The organism is Acinetobacter guillouiae CIP 63.46 (assembly GCF_000368145.1).
GTDB classification, from domain to species: Bacteria; Pseudomonadota; Gammaproteobacteria; order Pseudomonadales; family Moraxellaceae; genus Acinetobacter; species Acinetobacter guillouiae.
In genome coordinates this window covers 2,322,239-2,339,982 of sequence record NZ_KB849283.1, presented here as the reverse complement: position 1 = coordinate 2,339,982, position 17,744 = coordinate 2,322,239, and the positions used below count along the sequence as shown (strand labels likewise).

12 protein-coding genes are annotated in these 17,744 nt (G+C 34.7%); 8 read left to right on the top strand and 4 right to left on the bottom strand.

Features of this window, described 5'->3' with window-relative positions; translation table 11 throughout:
• The coding region (locus tag F981_RS15960; protein WP_004723261.1) for an ABSDF2314 family large adhesin at window positions 1-2,484 on the top strand (2,484 nt) is incomplete at its 5' end.
• A gap of 491 nt (window positions 2,485-2,975) precedes the next feature.
• Here F981_RS15960 and F981_RS15955 read toward each other — a convergent pair.
• Genes F981_RS15955 through F981_RS15940 form a run of 4 tightly spaced genes read right to left on the bottom strand, consistent with a single transcriptional unit; the run spans window position 2,976 to window position 8,011 of the window.
• Window positions 2,976-4,013, bottom strand: coding sequence for a gluzincin family metallopeptidase (locus F981_RS15955; protein WP_004723259.1), 1,038 nt, complete (start codon window positions 4,011-4,013; stop codon window positions 2,976-2,978).
• Window positions 4,010-5,554, bottom strand: coding sequence for a glycosyltransferase (locus F981_RS15950; RefSeq protein WP_004723258.1), 1,545 nt, complete (start codon window positions 5,552-5,554; stop codon window positions 4,010-4,012). The genes F981_RS15955 and F981_RS15950 overlap by 4 nt, the downstream gene beginning before the upstream one ends.
• Window positions 5,555-5,579: 25 nt before the next feature.
• Complete coding sequence (locus tag F981_RS15945) at window positions 5,580-6,350, bottom strand: CatB-related O-acetyltransferase (RefSeq protein ID WP_004723257.1); 771 nt, start codon at window positions 6,348-6,350, stop codon at window positions 5,580-5,582.
• Between the two features lie 2 nt (window positions 6,351-6,352).
• Window positions 6,353-8,011 (bottom strand): glycoside hydrolase family protein, encoded by a 1,659-nt coding sequence (locus F981_RS15940; RefSeq protein WP_004723256.1) that lies wholly within the window; start codon window positions 8,009-8,011, stop codon window positions 6,353-6,355.
• A 735-nt stretch (window positions 8,012-8,746) separates the two neighbouring features.
• On the opposite strand from F981_RS15940, the gene F981_RS15935 reads away from it, so the two are divergent.
• The 7 genes from F981_RS15935 (at window position 8,747) to acnA (ending at window position 17,738) form a co-directional block, all read left to right on the top strand.
• Window positions 8,747-9,319 (top strand): recombinase family protein, encoded by a 573-nt coding sequence (locus tag F981_RS15935; protein WP_004723255.1) that lies wholly within the window; start codon window positions 8,747-8,749, stop codon window positions 9,317-9,319.
• A gap of 451 nt (window positions 9,320-9,770) precedes the next feature.
• Window positions 9,771-10,130, top strand: a complete 360-nt coding sequence (locus tag F981_RS15930; protein WP_004723254.1) for a hypothetical protein — start codon at window positions 9,771-9,773, stop codon at window positions 10,128-10,130.
• A gap of 215 nt (window positions 10,131-10,345) precedes the next feature.
• The gene (locus F981_RS15925) at window positions 10,346-11,935 is read left to right on the top strand and encodes a peptide chain release factor 3 (protein ID WP_004723253.1); all 1,590 of its coding nucleotides are present in this window, start codon (window positions 10,346-10,348) and stop codon (window positions 11,933-11,935) included.
• A 140-nt stretch (window positions 11,936-12,075) separates the two neighbouring features.
• Complete coding sequence (locus F981_RS15920; protein ID WP_004723252.1) at window positions 12,076-12,843, top strand: hypothetical protein; 768 nt, start codon at window positions 12,076-12,078, stop codon at window positions 12,841-12,843.
• Between the two features lie 226 nt (window positions 12,844-13,069).
• Window positions 13,070-14,044 carry an RsiV family protein gene (locus F981_RS15915; RefSeq protein WP_004723251.1) on the top strand — a complete coding sequence of 325 codons (975 nt, stop codon included), beginning with the start codon at window positions 13,070-13,072 and terminating at the stop codon, window positions 14,042-14,044.
• Window positions 14,044-14,865, top strand: a complete 822-nt coding sequence (locus F981_RS15910) for a TatD family hydrolase (RefSeq protein ID WP_004723250.1) — start codon at window positions 14,044-14,046, stop codon at window positions 14,863-14,865. The genes F981_RS15915 and F981_RS15910 overlap by 1 nt, the downstream gene beginning before the upstream one ends.
• Before the next feature lie 113 nt (window positions 14,866-14,978).
• Window positions 14,979-17,738: an aconitate hydratase AcnA gene (gene acnA / locus F981_RS15905; RefSeq protein WP_004723247.1), complete on the top strand. Its 2,760-nt coding sequence runs from the start codon at window positions 14,979-14,981 to the stop codon at window positions 17,736-17,738.
• Window positions 17,739-17,744: the final 6 nt, after the last annotated feature.

Here is a 17,744-nt window from a genome sequence, read left to right as displayed (position 1 = left end):
GTTACAGGTACAGCAGAACCAGGTTCAACAGTGGCAGTTAAAGACCAAGGCGGCAACGTATTGGGTACAGCCGTTACCGATGAAAATGGTAACTACACAGTGGATCTAACCACGCCATTAACCAATGGTGAAGTGGTAGATGTGACTGCAACAGATGCTGCTGGCAATGAATCTGAACCTACTGAAGCAACAGCTGATGATACTACAGCGCCTGATGCACCGACTGCTGAATTTAATGATGCAGGTACAACTGTAACAGGTACGGCAGAACCAGGTTCGACAGTGACAGTTAAAGACCAAGGCGGCAACGTATTAGGCACAGCAGTTGCCGATGAAAATGGTAACTATACAGTGCCAGTGAATCCAGGTGACATTGCTAATAATGAAGTAGTGGATGTGACTGCAACAGATGCTGCAGGTAATGAATCACAACCAACAGAAGCAACAGCACCATTGTATTTAGATGCAATTAGTGATGTAGCAACTGTTCTAAGTGAAATTACACCTGTAGTAACTAACCCTGACATTCCTGGTGGTGCATTAGTCACCTTCCCATCATTATCATTGATTGGTCCAATTATTGACTTGAAAGGTCAAACACCAATTACAGTTACCGTACCTGAAGGTGGTATTGCATCGTTTGATGTATCTTTTGGCGGTGTTTTATTCGGTGGCGGTATTGGTTCATATGACCTTAATATTCTTCGTTATAACGAGAATACTGGTGGATACGAACCGTACAGCAAAATAGATAATGCTGGAATTATGATTGGATTCATTGGTGGAGTCATGGGTGGAGGAGCATCTATTGATAATCTACCTGAAGGACAATATGCACTTGTTCTAACTCCAGGTGAAGGCGTACAAGTAACTGGAATTGGTATTGCTAGTATCTCAGTTACTAACGAAGTGTTGAGTGATTATGGTGATGTCGTTGCGAAAGGTAATGTGATTACAGCAAACAATCCTGAAAATCCAACGGATGTAGCTGATGTGATTCATGCCGGTCAAACAGCAACAGTTATTAGTGTTGCAAATGAAGATGGTGTAACAACTGCTCTACCACAAAACAATGAAGCATTTACACGTATTCAAGGTGAATATGGTGAACTGTTTATTGATAAGAATGGTAATTATGAATACATCCGTGATTTCACCATTCCAAATAGTCTAGGTAAAGTAGATAGCTTCACTTACACCATTAAGGACAGCGATGGGCATCAAGATACAGCGACTTTAAATATTCGCATTGATACAAATGATCTTGATATCACATGGCCTGAAGATCCAACTCAAGATGGTGTAGTAGAGTTGACGGCAACTGATAATACAGCAGCAGCTGCGATTACTTTAGTTCCATCAACTAATACAACTGTTGATACGGGTAGTATGGCTGCAAGTAGTACGAAACCGTTATTTGGTGCTGCTACTTCGGTTGCTGGCAGTGATACGAGTGATGTAATTAATGTCGCTGCAAATACCGCTGCATCGATTAATTTCTCTGTAACTACACAAGGTGGTATCTTCAATAGCTCTGCTAATGGTGATACTTTCAGTTATCAAGTACAAAAACTTGTGAATGGTGTTTGGACAGCTCAACCTGGAGCATCAGCTTCTGTTGTACATTCATCACCAATCTTAGGTGATGCTGGCGGTACTGTGTTGATCAGCGGCTCTTACCAGGTTTCTGCATCAGATACTACTAGCCAATGGCGTGTTGTGTTTGGTAGCACAGAATCTAATATTCCTCTGATTGCTGGAACGAATACAACTACTGTCAACACTACAGTAAATGCTACTTTCACACATTATGACCAATTTATTGATAATGGTGCGACAGTAACGGCTACAGGTAACTTGTTAACAGATGATTCTGGTAATGGTGTAGATGTAACAGGTGGCGCAAGTACAAAAGTATTTGTAGAAACCTCACCTGGTACATATGTACAAGCGAATGGTCAAACAATTGCGGTCGAGGATGGTACATTCGTTGTTTCAGCAAATGGAACATACACGTTCACAGCAAATGGTTCTGCGACTTCTGGTGATGTTGCTACACTGAACTATAAACTGATTGCTGCGACTGGGGATGAAAGTACACCTGCAACATTGACTGTGAATATTGGTAGTGAGGCCATAAGTACTGCTAGCCATGACATTATTACGACTGGAGCAGGAGCGGATACAGTTGTCTATAACTTACTGAACGCCACAGATGCAACGGGTGGTAATGGTAAGGATGAGTGGACTGACTTCAATTTGGCACAAGGTGATAAAGTTGATGTTAGTGCACTATTAGATGGTGCTAATGCTGACAATATCGCGAATTATGTATCTGTGAGTTCTGACGGTTCGGGTAATACTGTGATTAGTATTGATCGTGACGGTACTGGAAATGCCTATAACTCAACAGATCTCATTGTGCTGAAAAATACAGATACAACACTGGATGAGTTGTTAAATAATAATCAATTGCTGTTTTAATTGAATATTATTGATATAAGCTTATAAATAGAGGAGAAGGCATAAGTGCCTTCTCTTTTTATTTTTAAGATAAGCATTGTCTTGCCCAGAAATAGATTGATCGTTATTTTATATACAAAAATTAATGAGTTTCATCAAAATTTTTATATTCTAGGGACGTATATAGTTTACATTTATTGTAATTTTCTACAAATTCTGCTATCATTCGGCTAGCTTCTTTATGATCTTTCGCTTTATAAAGTAAATGTTCATTTTTTAGAATTCTCTTTGCCTGTTCAGTTAATACAGTCCTAAATTATCATGTTCATGATAATCCATTATTTCTCTAGATTAGGTTTTAATTGATCAAAGACAGATAATTTAAAAACTAATCTGAAATCGTTCTACATTATTTTACTAGGGTTTAGACTATCCAAAGTTGATTTTATAATGTGTCAACTTAATTTATGGAAAGCATTAATTTAAATAATAATCTTAGTGGAAATAAGTTTTTAATTAAGATTTTGATTGTGAATTATTTTTCTTAGCAATGATTGAAATTCTTTTTTCTCAGAATTTTTTTTATCTGATTTTTCAAGAGTTTTTAATAAGGTTTCTAATATCTGCGGGTCATAATGAGAAGATCTTTGCTCGCTTTCTTTCCAATAGTACAACTGCCAATTATTTAGATTAGAAATTTGTCGATCTCTATTACCAAGATTCTCAAGAAAGGTACGCATAAAGAGCGTACCTTTTAGATATTGATCATGAAAAACAAGTTGTCCATCTGTATATTTTGTCTGTAGCAATATAAGTGGCAAATCAAGTTGCCCATTAGATGTATCAATAAGTGTGGTGAGACGGCTCCATAATTGAGAGGTTTTATAGGTACGTTTCAATATAAGTTTGTCAAAATTCTCTATATTTTCAGGTAAATTTCTCTCCCCATAAGCTCCAATTTTTCCTTTTCTAATCATTCCTTCTGACCATGCCGCTAAGCTTTCTGTAAGCCAAGGTTGCTTAAACATGGTATATCCATAGGTATAAAGATGAAATAGTTCGTGGGCAACTATAGAAGAGTCAGTAGTTAGATTTGGAATATTATTACTAATTAGAACAACTAAAGCACATGCATTCTCTTTTAATGGATTATTGTTATGTCGATGTGGCTCATCATAAGCTAGGCCGAGCCCATTTAATTTTTGTATTTGTATATCAATATATTTTACGGAATTTTTATATCGTGGGGCATTAAGTGGATCTTGGTAGCCTAAAGAGGCCCAAGCTTGCCGTATGGTATTTGCTTGAATAGCAATATTCTCTATATAGTCTGGTATACTATTTTTGTTTTTATCCAATTGAAATGTTAAAGCATTTTCCCCAGAAGTAGTATAAAAAATGCGGAGATTTTTATTGCCATAATAGACTTGATTAAGTTGGCCTACTACAGCAGGGCTACTTGAAGGGCAATCTGTTTTTGCATGAGCATAAATAGAAAAATATAACGATGAAAATAATATGATTAAGCTTTTATTTGAAGATATGCTCATGATTGAATAGCCTGAAAAAGTGCTTGCCATTTTCCAGCGAATTGTTCTTGATCCTTTAGGTGAGTGCAGGCATATGCTGCTTCACTAAATTTTTGGCGTTTTTGTTGATCTTTAAGTAAATCAATGACTTTTTGAGAAAATAATGTCTCATCTTCAAAAGGAATAAGATATCCATTTTCACTATCGTGAATCATGTCTGATGGACCGTAATCAATATTATAACTAATGACTGGACAACCATGACATAATGCTTCTAAAACCGCCATGCCAAAACCTTCTGAACGGCTTGAAAAAAGAAATAGACTTGCTTGATCGTATAAACTATCTGTATTTTCATTATAGCCCATTAATTTAATATGATCATTTAATTGATAATTATCGATTTCATTTTGCAGAAAAACACGTTCTCCGCCGAAACCATAAATATTTAAATAAGCATTAGGTATTTCCTTTATGACCGTTTTAAATATTCGAATAAGGCTATCCAAGTTCTTGGCTTTGTCATAACGTGCTATGGTTAAACAGGATAAGGGATTACGATCAGTAAACTTTACATGCTTGATAGATTTCTCATAAATATGTGGGATAACGAATAATTTTCCATGCATCCCAAAACGTTTTTGAATATGTTCTTTTTGGCGTTCAGTTAAAATCACCAATGCATCTAGTTCATCGCTATGTTCAAAATAGCTACGGTAATGACGATTAATACTGGCCCGATAAATATCTGGTCCATTTAAATGAGTAGCATGGATTGTTCCAATAAAACGCATATTTTTTTGTTTGATGTGTCTAAGCGGTTCATAAAAATGAATGGCACGATCAATAAGAATATTCATTAAATCATTTGTATAATTTTGTGATAATTTTAAAAACCAGTATTGAATGAGTTGGGATTCTAGATCAAATACTTCTGTGATAACACTATTTTCATCTAATAAAAAAATGTTTAAAAGAATATTCTTCTTTTTCTCATTTAATTGGTAGTTCTTAATAATTACAGGATAGCCTTTAATATGAAAATATGTTTCTGTTATAACTGTTTGAGTTTCTAAACTTATAATTTGAATACAACTAAGATGACCATAGCTATCATAAATGAGCCGCCCATTTTTTATACCTTTTTGAAATGTATTCACATAACGTAAAGTAAGTGAGTCCTCTTGTCTTATTTCATAAAGATAATTTTTATTTTTTTTGTCATGAAATCTTTGATTAAAAGTATAAGGAATCTGTGTATTTGATATATTTTCATTGAACATCTTTTTATCATTTTTATGATATTTCTTTTCAGCAAGTCGTAAGGGGGTTCCTTGTAGATCTCCATATAAATTAAGATAACCAATAGAGGGTGGGGCAAGGTTACTGGAAATCAAGTTCCAGTAATTCTGCGCTAGAGAACGATCATAATCAGTAGTTATAATGATTGGATTAATACCTAATTTTTCGTTTAATATTTTTGCTCGTTTTAATAGTGCAAAAACAAGACCATTTTTTTTCTCATCAATTTTAGGAAATAAAAAGAAATAATGATTTTTCATAAATAAAGTCTTCTGTAGTTTTTGATTAATAGGATGAATTTTCAATGGGAATAGATTTTAATAAATCATTTTTTGTAAAAATTAGAGGTTTATATTCTTTTATTTTATTTGATTGAATTTGCTCTTCAAGTTTGTCAATGAAAGAAAGAGGATGATTAAACATCAATCCACTTAAATCATTTTTATGAAATTTCCACCATTTTAAAGCACTTAATTTATGAATTACATCATCGTTAAACCTTGCTCTAATGATTTTTGCTGGATTTCCTCCAACAATCATGTAAGGTGGGACATTTTTCGAGACCACACTATTAGAGGCGATAATTGCACCATCACCAATGGTAATATTGCTTTTCAAAACTACATCTGCTCCAATCCATACATCATTTCCTATGCTGACATTTCTTTTGGTTCTTTGAAGATGAGTTAGTGTTAGTGGATCAGTATCATGGTAGTGTTCTGAGTAAAAATGTGGTGAGGTAGATATCCATTCAGGAAAATGATGCGCCCCCATGATTTTGATATTACTAGCTAGGCTAGAGTAACGGCCAATGGAAACTCCATAGCCTAAGTTTGATGAAGAATAAGAAAATGAACCAATTGTACATAAACTTAAAACATTATTATAAAAATTATTATTTCCTTCAATTTCAAGGTTATTGTTTAAGCTAATTATCTTTTGAGGATTCCTTTTAAGCAAAAACATATTAATATTTAACTCATGAAGTTTTCTTTCAATTTTAGAAAATTCAATTTGAGTTACTTCCTTCGATAAAAAACAGTTATGGTCACTCATAATTAACCCTCAAAATGTAGATAATAAGCGATATATCCTGATAAATTATGCTCTTGATCATCAATACGTGTTCGGAATCGATCATGTCTGACATAAAATGAATTTAAGACTTGATCTGGTTTTTTCATATACATTGCTACTTCTGGATAGAAAAATCCTGTACGTTGAAATTCGACTCTTAAAGTAATAAGGGATTTTAAATCTTCAAATTTTGATAAGTTAAATAGCTCTTGGTATTCTTGTTTATTTAATCGAGTAACCATTTTATATGCAGACATCATCATTTCCAGAAATGTAGCATAAACAGTTTTTCTATTCTTAATAAAGCTCATATGATTCAGATAGTTTTTTATACCAAATTTATAATATTTTTCATCGGGACAAATTTTTGTTAACTCATTTGTGCAGTAACTTAGCCAATGATCATGATATTTTTCATATGATTCTGAAATGAAGTTATCAAACATTAATTTGACTGTATTTAGAAGTATTTCATTTTTATTTATTTGATATAGGCGCAATAAAGCTAATGCTGCCTCACCATCATAATAAACAATACGAAACTTTTCTTTAATCATTAAAGTAGGATATTCTAATATATGAATGGTTTCTCCTTTTTCATCAACCATTGTCAAAATTCCATTCGCTAATTTTTCCGCATATCTTTGATACTGATTGTTATGAGTAATCTCTTGATATTTGGATAACATTAAAATTGCGGCAGCATTCGCTCCAAGTTTAATCTCTGGATTAGATGACGTTGAATCAATCATATATGCTGTATTTTCATCGGTTAATTTATAAAAATTATCCAGAGAATACTGAATGGCCAAATGAATTTTAGGCCAATATTCTAGATTACCTCCAACCTCAAAAGTTTCGAGAAGTGCGTAAAGCGAAGTGCAATGTCTTACAGTGTTATAACTTTTGATCTTATTGTCGAAAGCAGGGAAATATCCATAAATAAATTGACCATTATCTAAAATTTGATTGTGTAAAAATAATGCGTTTTGATCAATCATTTTTTTTATATGGTTTTTTCTGTTTTCTTCAATTAGTCTGACACCATTTTCAGAGTTTCCAGATTGTAGAAGAATGAGTTCACCATGGTCATAAAAAATACTTGTTGTGTCAAACACCCATACTGATTTAATTTTATCTAAGTAAATTTTCTTTTTGATACTAGGATATTTTTCTTTAATAGCATTATTTAAGTTTTTTTCATCAATGAAGTTTGGTTCATTATAGAGCTTGCTACTAATTATAGAATTTCCATAAATTTCTTGCTCTAAGAAGCATATATTAAAATCGTGGTCGAAACTTATTCCTTTTCGATAATGATTATTATGTTTTTGATTTTGTATTTCTTTATAAACGTCTAACCAGCTTTTCTTTTCTATATTTTTAACAAGATCAATTTTTAAATATGAAATTGAATCTTTTTCTTTTAGGAACTTCTTCTCAATAAAGTTAGTTGCCTTTTGTACGAGTTTGTTTGTGTTTTCATCTGTTAGGGTGTGAACTTTGCATCTTTTTTCTTTTTTTCCATATGAAATTAATAAAATATTTTTACTATTGTCTTTTATAAAATGAGATAATAACCACTGTTTAATTTGTTCATTTAAATTAATTAGGGTTAAATAATTTATAGATGCGTTCATCTTTAATCCTATATGAATTTTTTTAAATTTGATAATTCTGTCAAATATAACCAAGTATCATATCCTTTTTTTGTTTTTTCAATATGTTGAAAATTATAAAATTTTTATATTTTTTATGATTTTAAAATTTATTTAAATCAGTGTTTTATTTTTTAAGTCTATGTTTTTTTATTGTTGTGCTTGATTTTAATTTTGTATGTTTTGAACATATATATGATTATAAGCATGGTTTTAATATTTTTAATTAATAAATTTTAATGAGATTGTTAGTTAGGTTTTTTTGATGTTTTAACTCTTTTTGATTTTTGATTTTTTTTTTATTGCTCTACAATTTATCGTTTTTAGATTTAAAGTATTTGAAAGGTGTTTTTGGGTAAAGGTAAAGATGTTTCTTTTGTTTTATTTATATGTTTTAAAAAACATTAAATTTAATTCATGTATTTAATATGTTACTTTCTAGGCACTTGATGAAAGAATTTTTCAACTTTATTAATTTTTTAATTTTCCATCAAGATTAAAAATAAATTAATAATATTATTGACTTATGTGATAATTTTTATAAATTCTTAGATATTTTCATTTTGTTATATTCACTTTTTTTCTAATAAAGTTTGAAAATCTACTGATAAGTTTTATACATTATTTAATAGAATAGTGTGATTTATATCATGTTTTTTAAAAAATATATATGCTAGTTTTATTGCGTTTATTTTTGTTACTTTTTGGTGTATTAATATGCGTACGTATGCCTATGTTAGAATTGAACCCAATGTAGAGTTTGAATCAGGTAAATTTCTTTCATTTTTTAACGAATTTGGTTATAAGATCCAAAAAAATAGATTGGTTTTTGAAGAGGTTTCTGTCAATAAATCCATATTTTTTAGAGATAAATTATTGAATTTAATAAATTACTCTTTGGAGGATGATGACTTGCTAGTAATAAAAAGTATAGATTGTTTGGGTAGTAATTTTGAAGAAATACTATCTATAACTGATAAAATTTACCAGAAAAAAATTAGACTAATTTGTTTGGATTATTCAAAAAGTGAGATCAATGGGGACATGAAAATTTTTTTTCTTCATTTCTTAAAGTTATGTTTTGAATTTGAAAAATTATTTAATTTTAATAATGAAAAACAAAATAAAATTGTTAAAAAAGTTGGAAGGCCAGAGATTTTAACAAATGATCAAAAAAAACAAGTACTTGAATTGTTTAAGAGGGGGGAGAGTGTTTATTCCTTAGCTAAGCGGTTTTCAGTTACACGTACAGTTATACAAAGGATTTTAGATAAAGCAGCAAAAAAATAATTGTGTTAATTATACCCTGTTAAAAAATGACGGGCTAATTAAGTTTATGTTTTTTAAAAAAATTAAGCTCGTTATTCAATAATTTTAAAATATTTGTATTCGTTTTAATATATTGTGAATTCTGATTAAAGATATTTAAAAATAGTAAAGATCAACAGTTTTTATTAAATTTAGTTATATAAATCACGTGAATTTTTATGATATTTATATTCTAAATTAATTGAGTAAGCATTCATATGCTACAAGTGAAATGTGTAATATTATGGTTTAAATAGATTTTTAAAATACACTTAAATTAATCGTGGTTTCTTATGGATACATGATTTATAAAAAATCTAAGTTAAAAAATTGATGCTGACAAATCAAAAAACAGTATATGGATATTCTCTTATTTAGAATAATTCAAACTTTAGCTTAACAATGACTGTCTTAATTATCGGGATGATGCGAGATGGAATTAAAATATATTTATGTAATTGTTGCGCTACTATCGTGTAGTGGGTTGGCTTATGCAAATGATTATAACGATGATGCGGTCAAGAAATGCTTTGATTTTGGAATTAAACAGAATGGGGGAAATTCTAAAATTTTGGATATAACTCATTTTAAAAAGAACAGTATTATTATCAATCGTTTTGATCGAAAGCTTGGAAAACAATATATTTCAACAGAAATTATGGGAAAAATTTATAAGAGTGAAAAGGAGCAGTGGCGTTTCGTCTGTTTGCTTGAAGATAGTGATCATGTTCAGTACTTTGCGCTTTTAGATGATATTTACTTAAATCACTCAGGTGATCCTCACGAAAACTAATGTATAGATTTGGACTTATTTTAGCTCAGTACCGCTCATCCTCTTTCTAGCATTTTTGCTAAGTCTGCGTGATCAAAGTGCTTAATGATATAGCAACAATCGTTAAAAACGACGCTAAATCTGATACAATATCGCCAATTTTTGAATTCCCATTTTCCAGTTCAAGTACATATTTATAAATGTGTACATAACTGTGTACATATTGTAGATTTTTTATGTTTAAAGATGAATTAGCGGCGCAAGTCGCTCAGCGACGTACCTTCGCTATTATTTCCCACCCCGATGCTGGTAAAACCACAATGACAGAAAAACTGTTGTTGTGGGGTAAAGCAATCCAAGTTGCAGGTATGGTTAAAAGTCGAAAGTCTGACCGTTCTGCGACATCTGACTGGATGGAAATGGAAAAAGAGCGTGGTATTTCGATTACTACCTCAGTCATGCAGTTCCCTTATAAAAATCATGTTATCAATCTACTTGATACACCGGGACATGAAGACTTCTCTGAAGATACCTATCGTACTTTAACTGCCGTTGACTCAGCGTTGATGGTGATTGATGGTGCAAAAGGGGTCGAGGAACGGACCATCAAATTGATGGAAGTGTGTCGTATGCGCGATACCCCGATCATTTCTTTTGTCAACAAAATGGACCGTGAAATCCGTGAGCCATTAGAATTGCTTGATGAAATTGAAAACGTGCTTAAAATCCGTTGTGTGCCGATTACTTGGCCATTGGGTATGGGGCGTGACTTCGCTGGCGTATATAACATCATTGAAAATAAGCTTTATGTATATAAAGCGGGTTTTGGTTCGACCATTACAGATATTGAAATCCGTGATGGATATGACTATCCAGACATTCGTGAAAAAGTAGGCGATTTGGCCTTTGCCTCATTTGAAGAATCTTTAGAATTGGTGCAAATGGCGAATGATCCGCTAGATCCAGCGGAGTTTTTAGCAGGTCGTCAAACACCAGTATTGTTTGGTACAGCGTTGGGTAACTTTGCGGTTGACCATGTATTAAATGCATTTATTCAGTGGGCACCACAACCGAAAGCACATCCAACACATGAACGTACTGTTGAAGCAACGGAAGAAGGCTTCAGTGGATTTGTATTTAAAATCCAAGCCAATATGGATCCAAAACACCGTGACCGTATTGCCTTCATGCGTATCTGTTCAGGTAAGTATGAGAAAGGTTTAAAGATGAATCATGTGCGCATTGGTAAAGATGTGCGTATCAGTGATGCATTGACATTCCTTGCGGGTGAACGTGAGCAACTTGAAGAAGCTTGGCCTGGTGATATCATTGGTTTACATAACCACGGTACGATTCAGATTGGTGATACATTCACTTCTGGTGAAAAACTCCATTTTACGGGGATTCCACACTTTGCACCTGAAATGTTCCGCCGTGTACGTTTAAAAGATCCATTGAAATCTAAACAATTGCAAAAGGGTTTAAAAGAGCTTTCAGAAGAAGGTGCAACTCAGGTGTTTATGCCACAAATCAACAATGACTTGATTGTTGGGGCTGTAGGTGTACTTCAGTTTGATGTGGTGGCGTATCGTTTGAAAGAAGAATACAAAGTAGATTGTATTTATGAGCCAGTGAACATCAACACAGTGCGTTGGGTTTCTTGTGATGATGAAAAGAAATTTAATGAATTTAAGAAAAAGGCACATGACCAACTTTCTGTCGATGGTGGTGGGCATTTAACTTATCTCGCACCAAGCCGAGTGAATCTACAATTAATGCAAGAGCGTTATCCAGATATTCAATTCCGTTCTACACGTGAGCATTAAGTTCAGCTAACTTATTGCAAAATGTAAAAACAGCTTCCTTGTGAAGCTGTTTTTGTATCAAAATACAATGCTTTTTGTCCAAAGGGATTTATGCAGTGCAATTTTCAAAAAAAATAATTTCAGTGCTTTGCTTAAGTACAATGGTTTTGGTTGCATGTGATTCTAAAAAAGATCAGGACAAAGATGGTTCTGTATTACAAACCAAACAAGAAGCCGCTGAAGTTTTACCTTATTTAAATATTCAAGAAACCAAAGCTGATTATGCCTTACCGTTTTGTGAAAAGAACAATTGCATTGAAATTGATATTCAAACCATTAAAACCCAAGACAATTGGTTAAATCAGTGGATTGCAAATAGTCAGTCCAAGGTGATTCAGGCACAGATTAATTTAAAACAGAATATGACCTTACAACAGGCCATTAATGCTTTTGTTAAAAAATCAGATACTTGGCAAGAAGAATTCCCGAAAAATAAAGCGTTTGAACTGCATATGCAAACGCGTATGGCTTCACAACGCAATCAGTATGTTTTATTGCAAGTTTCAGTCAATAGTTTACAAGCCGATGTCAGTATCAAAGAACGACAGTACTTTTTTGTTGCTGACCGGAAATTGAAGAAAAGCTTAAGTATTTTAGATGTGATTGATGCTAAACATCAGAATCAACTGAATATCTGGGTACAAGAAAAATATGCGGAATGGTTAGAAAAGCAAAATAGCGATGTGAAAAAGAATGCGCCTAAAAAGTTATATTGGGGGCAAGCCGATTGGTTCTTTGATGGTGAAGGTGTTGGGTTACATTATCGCGCCAATGAAATTGTCGAAGATGGTACCCAGTTGGATATTTATTTGAGCAAAGAACAGACGCAAAAAATACTTAAGCCTGAAGTGTATCAACGCATGTTTTAAGGTGTATCCTGATCATTCTGCCAATTTTAGCTGGATTCTAAAGCGTAACGGTTAAGATCATTGGTCCTTGTTAAATTAATTATATGATCACTAAACTTGAGCCATGTATTGCAATAACGCTTCAATTTTCATACAAATTTTGATTGAGGATTTATATATAGAAGAATAGGCTAATGAATATAGAGATTAAAAAATCTTGGCTTGATTCGTTGGATAGGTTTGTGAAATGTTAAATCAAAAAAGTACTTTAGCGCTTTCAATTCTGGTGATCACTTTAGGGTTAACTGCATGTCAAAAATCTGACTCGAAAAAAGCAGAACCAACAGTTGATCAAAGTGCTGCATCTCAAGTGCCAGATACATCAATGTTATTACAGGGCGATACAGAAAAAGTAAAATTGACACTGCCTGAGTGTAATGGCAATACATGCCCTGAGTTTTCTATAGAAAGACTAAAAAGCAATCAGGCTTTTGTTGATGAAACGATTGATCAAGCGATTTTAGATAATCTGGATAAAATGCTGGATATCGCGCAATTGAGTAAAGCGAAAAAAGATGCAGATCAGCAGCAAACGGCTTCACAAGCTTCAGCAAGTGAGGTGCAAGCCAATAAGACCCCTGTTCAGCAATTGCAAGAGCGTGTACAACCTTATGCAAATTCATTTCTTGAGATGGATAAAGAGCTTAAAACATTAGGGGCAAGTGGCCAGATCACGATTAGTTTAAGTCCTAAAATTTTAAACTCAGATAAACCTTTAGCGACGGTGGTATTAAATACCAGTAGTTATTTAGGCGGTGCACATGGGGCATCTGCGCAAACCTATTTTAACTTTGATTTGGTGAGTAAAAAACAAGTTGGCTTGGATCAAATCATTGAAGCCAATCAAAAAGCTAAATTTGAAAAATTGGCACATGATGCATTTAAAACTTGGGTTATCGATTCAAAACTTGCTGAAAGCGTCAATGAATATGAACAGGCGTGGAAGTTTACATTATCAGACAATTTCTATTTGGGTAAACAAGGTCTGATTTTACAATATGGTGAATATGATATAGGACCTTATGTTGTTGGCTTACCGCGTTTGATGATTCCTTACGATCAATTAAAAGGCGTGTTGAAAAGTCAATATTTCCCAGCGGAGATGCAAGTTGATCAGCCAAGCAGTTCTGCACCTGTTGCAAGTGGGAAAGCGAAATCCTAATGCCTTGGCCTTTGTTTGATACACATACGCATTTTGATGTTGCTGATTTTGATCTGGATCGGGAACAATTGGCGTATCAAGCAAAAAAGGTGGGTGTAGAACATTTGATTTTGATTGGGTTTCTATATGAACGCTTTCAAGATTTGATAGACACTCAGCAATTTTTAAATCAGCTAAATAATGCGCCCCGTAGCCATCTTGCGCCGGGGTTGCATCCCTTTTATATCGAACAACACTGTCTAGAGCATTTAAATGCTTTGGAAAATATACTGAGAACTGAAGTTTGTATTGCGGTAGGTGAAATTGGCTTAGACACGTTTCTTAAACAGCATAAACAAGCTGAGATTTTTCAAAAACAACAAGATTTTTTTTCAGCCCAAATTGAACTTGCCCAACAATACGATAAACCCATTCTTCTACATATTCGTAAGTCACATGCTGACGTGCTTGCAATGTTGAAACAGAACCAGTTTAAACATGGTGGTATTGCACATGCTTTTAGTGGGGGAATAGAAGAGGCAAAAGCCTTTATTAAATTAGGCTTTAAACTAGGTGTCACAGGACAAATTACCAATCCAAATGCCAAAAAACTGCATGCAGTTGTACAAGCGGTTGGTGCGCAACATTTAGTGCTAGAAACCGATTGCCCAGATATGACACCACTGTGTTGCCAGATATCTGACCAACAGCATACCCGTAATACACCAGTGAACTTGCCTTTTGTCTTGGCGGGTTTAGCTGAAAGTTTGGCAATGGATCAAGCAACATTGGCAGGTGTGTTGTGGAAAAACTCACATGAATGCTTACATTTACCGATGTGAATTTGAATAAAAATAACCAATCAACAACACCTAAAATAAATATTTGTCTTAGATTTAAAGAAGTACTCCAAGTAGCCAATAAGAAAGTTAACGCCAAGCTGGAGGTTCAACCAATGGCAAAATATGGTCATATCAATCGTTTAAATTCTCTACAAGACCTAACTGTAGGGGATACAAGATATAAAATTTTTAATTTAAAACAGGTTCAAGCGAGCTTAGGTGATATTTCAAAATTGCCTAAATCACTCAAAGTATTATTGGAAAATTTACTTAGGTTTGAAGATGATCAAACCGTGAGGCAAAGCGATATTCAGGCGATTGTTGATTGGCAAAACAATAAAACTTCAGATCAAGAAATCCAATATCGCCCTGCACGGGTCTTGATGCAAGATTTTACTGGTGTACCTGCTGTGGTAGATTTGGCTGCGATGCGTGCAGCTGTACAGAAAGCCAATAAAGATCCCAATTTAATTAACCCTTTATCTCCAGTGGATTTGGTCATTGACCACTCTGTGATGGTGGATCACTTTGGGACAGATCATGCCTTCGATGAGAATGTCGAAATTGAGATGCAACGTAATGGAGAGCGTTATCAATTCCTCCGTTGGGGGCAGTCTTCTTTTGATAATTTTAGTGTGGTACCACCCGGAACAGGGATTTGCCATCAAGTCAATTTGGAATACCTAGCTCAAGCAGTGTGGCTGGGTGAAAGTGATGGTGAGGTATTTGCATTTCCCGATACCTTAGTCGGTACAGATTCACACACCACAATGATCAATGGTTTAGGTGTATTGGGTTGGGGCGTGGGTGGAATTGAAGCCGAAGCGGCCATGCTTGGACAGCCGATTTCAATGCTGATTCCAGAAGTGATTGGTTTTAAATTGACAGGAAAATTGCGTGAAGGGATTACCGCAACGGATTTGGTTTTAACCATTACTCAGATGCTACGTAAAAAAGGCGTGGTGGGTAAATTTGTTGAATTCTATGGTGATGGGCTGGCATTTTTGCCTCTTGCAGACCGAGCAACCATTGCCAATATGGCACCCGAATATGGTGCAACATGTGGCTTTTTCCCGATTGATGAAATCACTCTAGGGTATATGCGTTTAACGGGTCGTAAAGAAGACCGTATTGCATTGGTTGAGGCTTATTGTAAAGAACAAGGCTTATGGCGTCATACTGGGGATGAACCTGTATTTACCGATGTGCTTGCTTTGGATATGGGAACCGTTGAAGCAAGTGTTGCTGGCCCGAAACGTCCGCAAGATCGAGTGGCATTGCCTGATATCCCACAAACTTTTAGTGCCTTAATGGCGCTGGATCTTAAGCCAGCTAAAGGTGAAGAAAAAGAACGTTTAGCCAATGAAGGTGGTGCAGGTACAGCAATTGATTCAAAACAGTCTGCGTTACAAAATGAAGAACCGCATTGTGTGATTGATGGTAAACGCTATCCATTGACGGATGGTGATGTGGTGATTTCTGCGATTACTTCATGTACCAATACTTCTAATCCAAGTGTGATGTTGGCTGCGGGTTTGTTGGCAAAGAAAGCCATCGAAAAAGGTATTCAACGTAAGCCATGGGTCAAGAGTTCTCTTGCACCAGGCTCTAAAGTGGTAACCGATTATTTAGAAGCGGCAGGGTTAATGTCTTATTTAGACCAGTTGGGCTATAACCTCGTTGGTTATGGTTGTACCACATGTATTGGTAATTCAGGACCTTTACCTAAACCGATTGAAGACGCTATTCAGTGCCATGACCTGAATGTTGCGTCGGTACTTTCAGGCAACCGAAACTTTGAAGGGCGGGTACATCCACTGGTAAAAACCAATTGGCTTGCATCACCACCTTTGGTGGTTGCGTTTGGTTTATTAGGTACCATTCGTAGTGACATTACCAGCACAGCATTAGGGCACGATCAACAAGGTCAACCAGTATATCTCAAAGACATTTGGCCGAGTCAAATCGAGATTGATGAGGTGCTGCAAAAAGTTAATACAGCGATGTTCCATAAAGAATATGCGGCAGTTTTTGATGGTGATGAAAAATGGCAAGCAATTCAAATCCCTGATTCTGAAACCTATGAATGGGATGAAAACTCAACGTATATTCGTCATCCTCCGTTCTTTGAAGGTATTGATCAACCCGCGAAACCAATTAAAGATATTCTTAATGCAAATATCTTGGCCGTTCTTGGCGACTCAGTCACAACAGATCATATTTCTCCTGCGGGGAATATTAAGAAAGACAGTCCAGCAGGTCGTTATCTAGAAGCGCAAGGTGTCGATCAAAAGGACTTTAACTCTTATGGATCTCGTCGTGGTAATCATGAAGTGATGATGCGAGGAACCTTTGCCAATATTCGTATTAAGAATGAAATGCTCAATGGCGAAGAGGGTGGTAATACCCTCTATATCCCGACAGATGAGAAGTTAGCCATTTACGATGCTGCGATGAAGTATCAGCAAGATGGAACGCCGTTGGTCATCATTGCAGGTAAGGAATATGGTACAGGCTCATCACGTGACTGGGCGGCGAAAGGCACCAACCTTTTAGGAGTAAAAGCGGTGATTACTGAAAGTTTTGAACGAATCCATCGTTCAAATCTGGTTGGTATGGGGGTTTTACCGTTGCAATTTGTGGATGGTCAAACTCGTCAATCACTCAACTTAACTGGCCATGAGCAATTGTCTATTTATGGACTTTCTGATGACATACAACCACATGAAACTTTAGATGTGGAGGTTAAACGTGTCGATGGTTCAATAGATCGTTTCAAAGTGTTATGCCGTATTGATACTTTGAATGAAGTGGAATATTTTAAAGCAGGTGGTATTTTGCATTATGTACTGCGTAATTTAATCGCTTCATAGTCTAAT

Coding starts and splice junctions, on each gene's coding strand:
- F981_RS15930 (WP_004723254.1), top strand. CDS start 9,771: ATGGAATTAAAATATATTTATGTAATTGTTGCGCTACTATCGTGTAGT.
- F981_RS15940 (WP_004723256.1), bottom strand. CDS start 8,011: ATGAACGCATCTATAAATTATTTAACCCTAATTAATTTAAATGAACAA.
- F981_RS15910 (WP_004723250.1), top strand. CDS start 14,044: ATGCCTTGGCCTTTGTTTGATACACATACGCATTTTGATGTTGCTGAT.
- F981_RS15955 (WP_004723259.1), bottom strand. CDS start 4,013: ATGAGCATATCTTCAAATAAAAGCTTAATCATATTATTTTCATCGTTA.
- F981_RS15920 (WP_004723252.1), top strand. CDS start 12,076: ATGGTTTTGGTTGCATGTGATTCTAAAAAAGATCAGGACAAAGATGGT.
- acnA (WP_004723247.1), top strand. CDS start 14,979: ATGGCAAAATATGGTCATATCAATCGTTTAAATTCTCTACAAGACCTA.
- F981_RS15935 (WP_004723255.1), top strand. CDS start 8,747: ATGCGTACGTATGCCTATGTTAGAATTGAACCCAATGTAGAGTTTGAA.
- F981_RS15945 (WP_004723257.1), bottom strand. CDS start 6,350: ATGAGTGACCATAACTGTTTTTTATCGAAGGAAGTAACTCAAATTGAA.
- F981_RS15915 (WP_004723251.1), top strand. CDS start 13,070: ATGTTAAATCAAAAAAGTACTTTAGCGCTTTCAATTCTGGTGATCACT.
- F981_RS15925 (WP_004723253.1), top strand. CDS start 10,346: ATGTTTAAAGATGAATTAGCGGCGCAAGTCGCTCAGCGACGTACCTTC.
- F981_RS15950 (WP_004723258.1), bottom strand. CDS start 5,554: ATGAAAAATCATTATTTCTTTTTATTTCCTAAAATTGATGAGAAAAAA.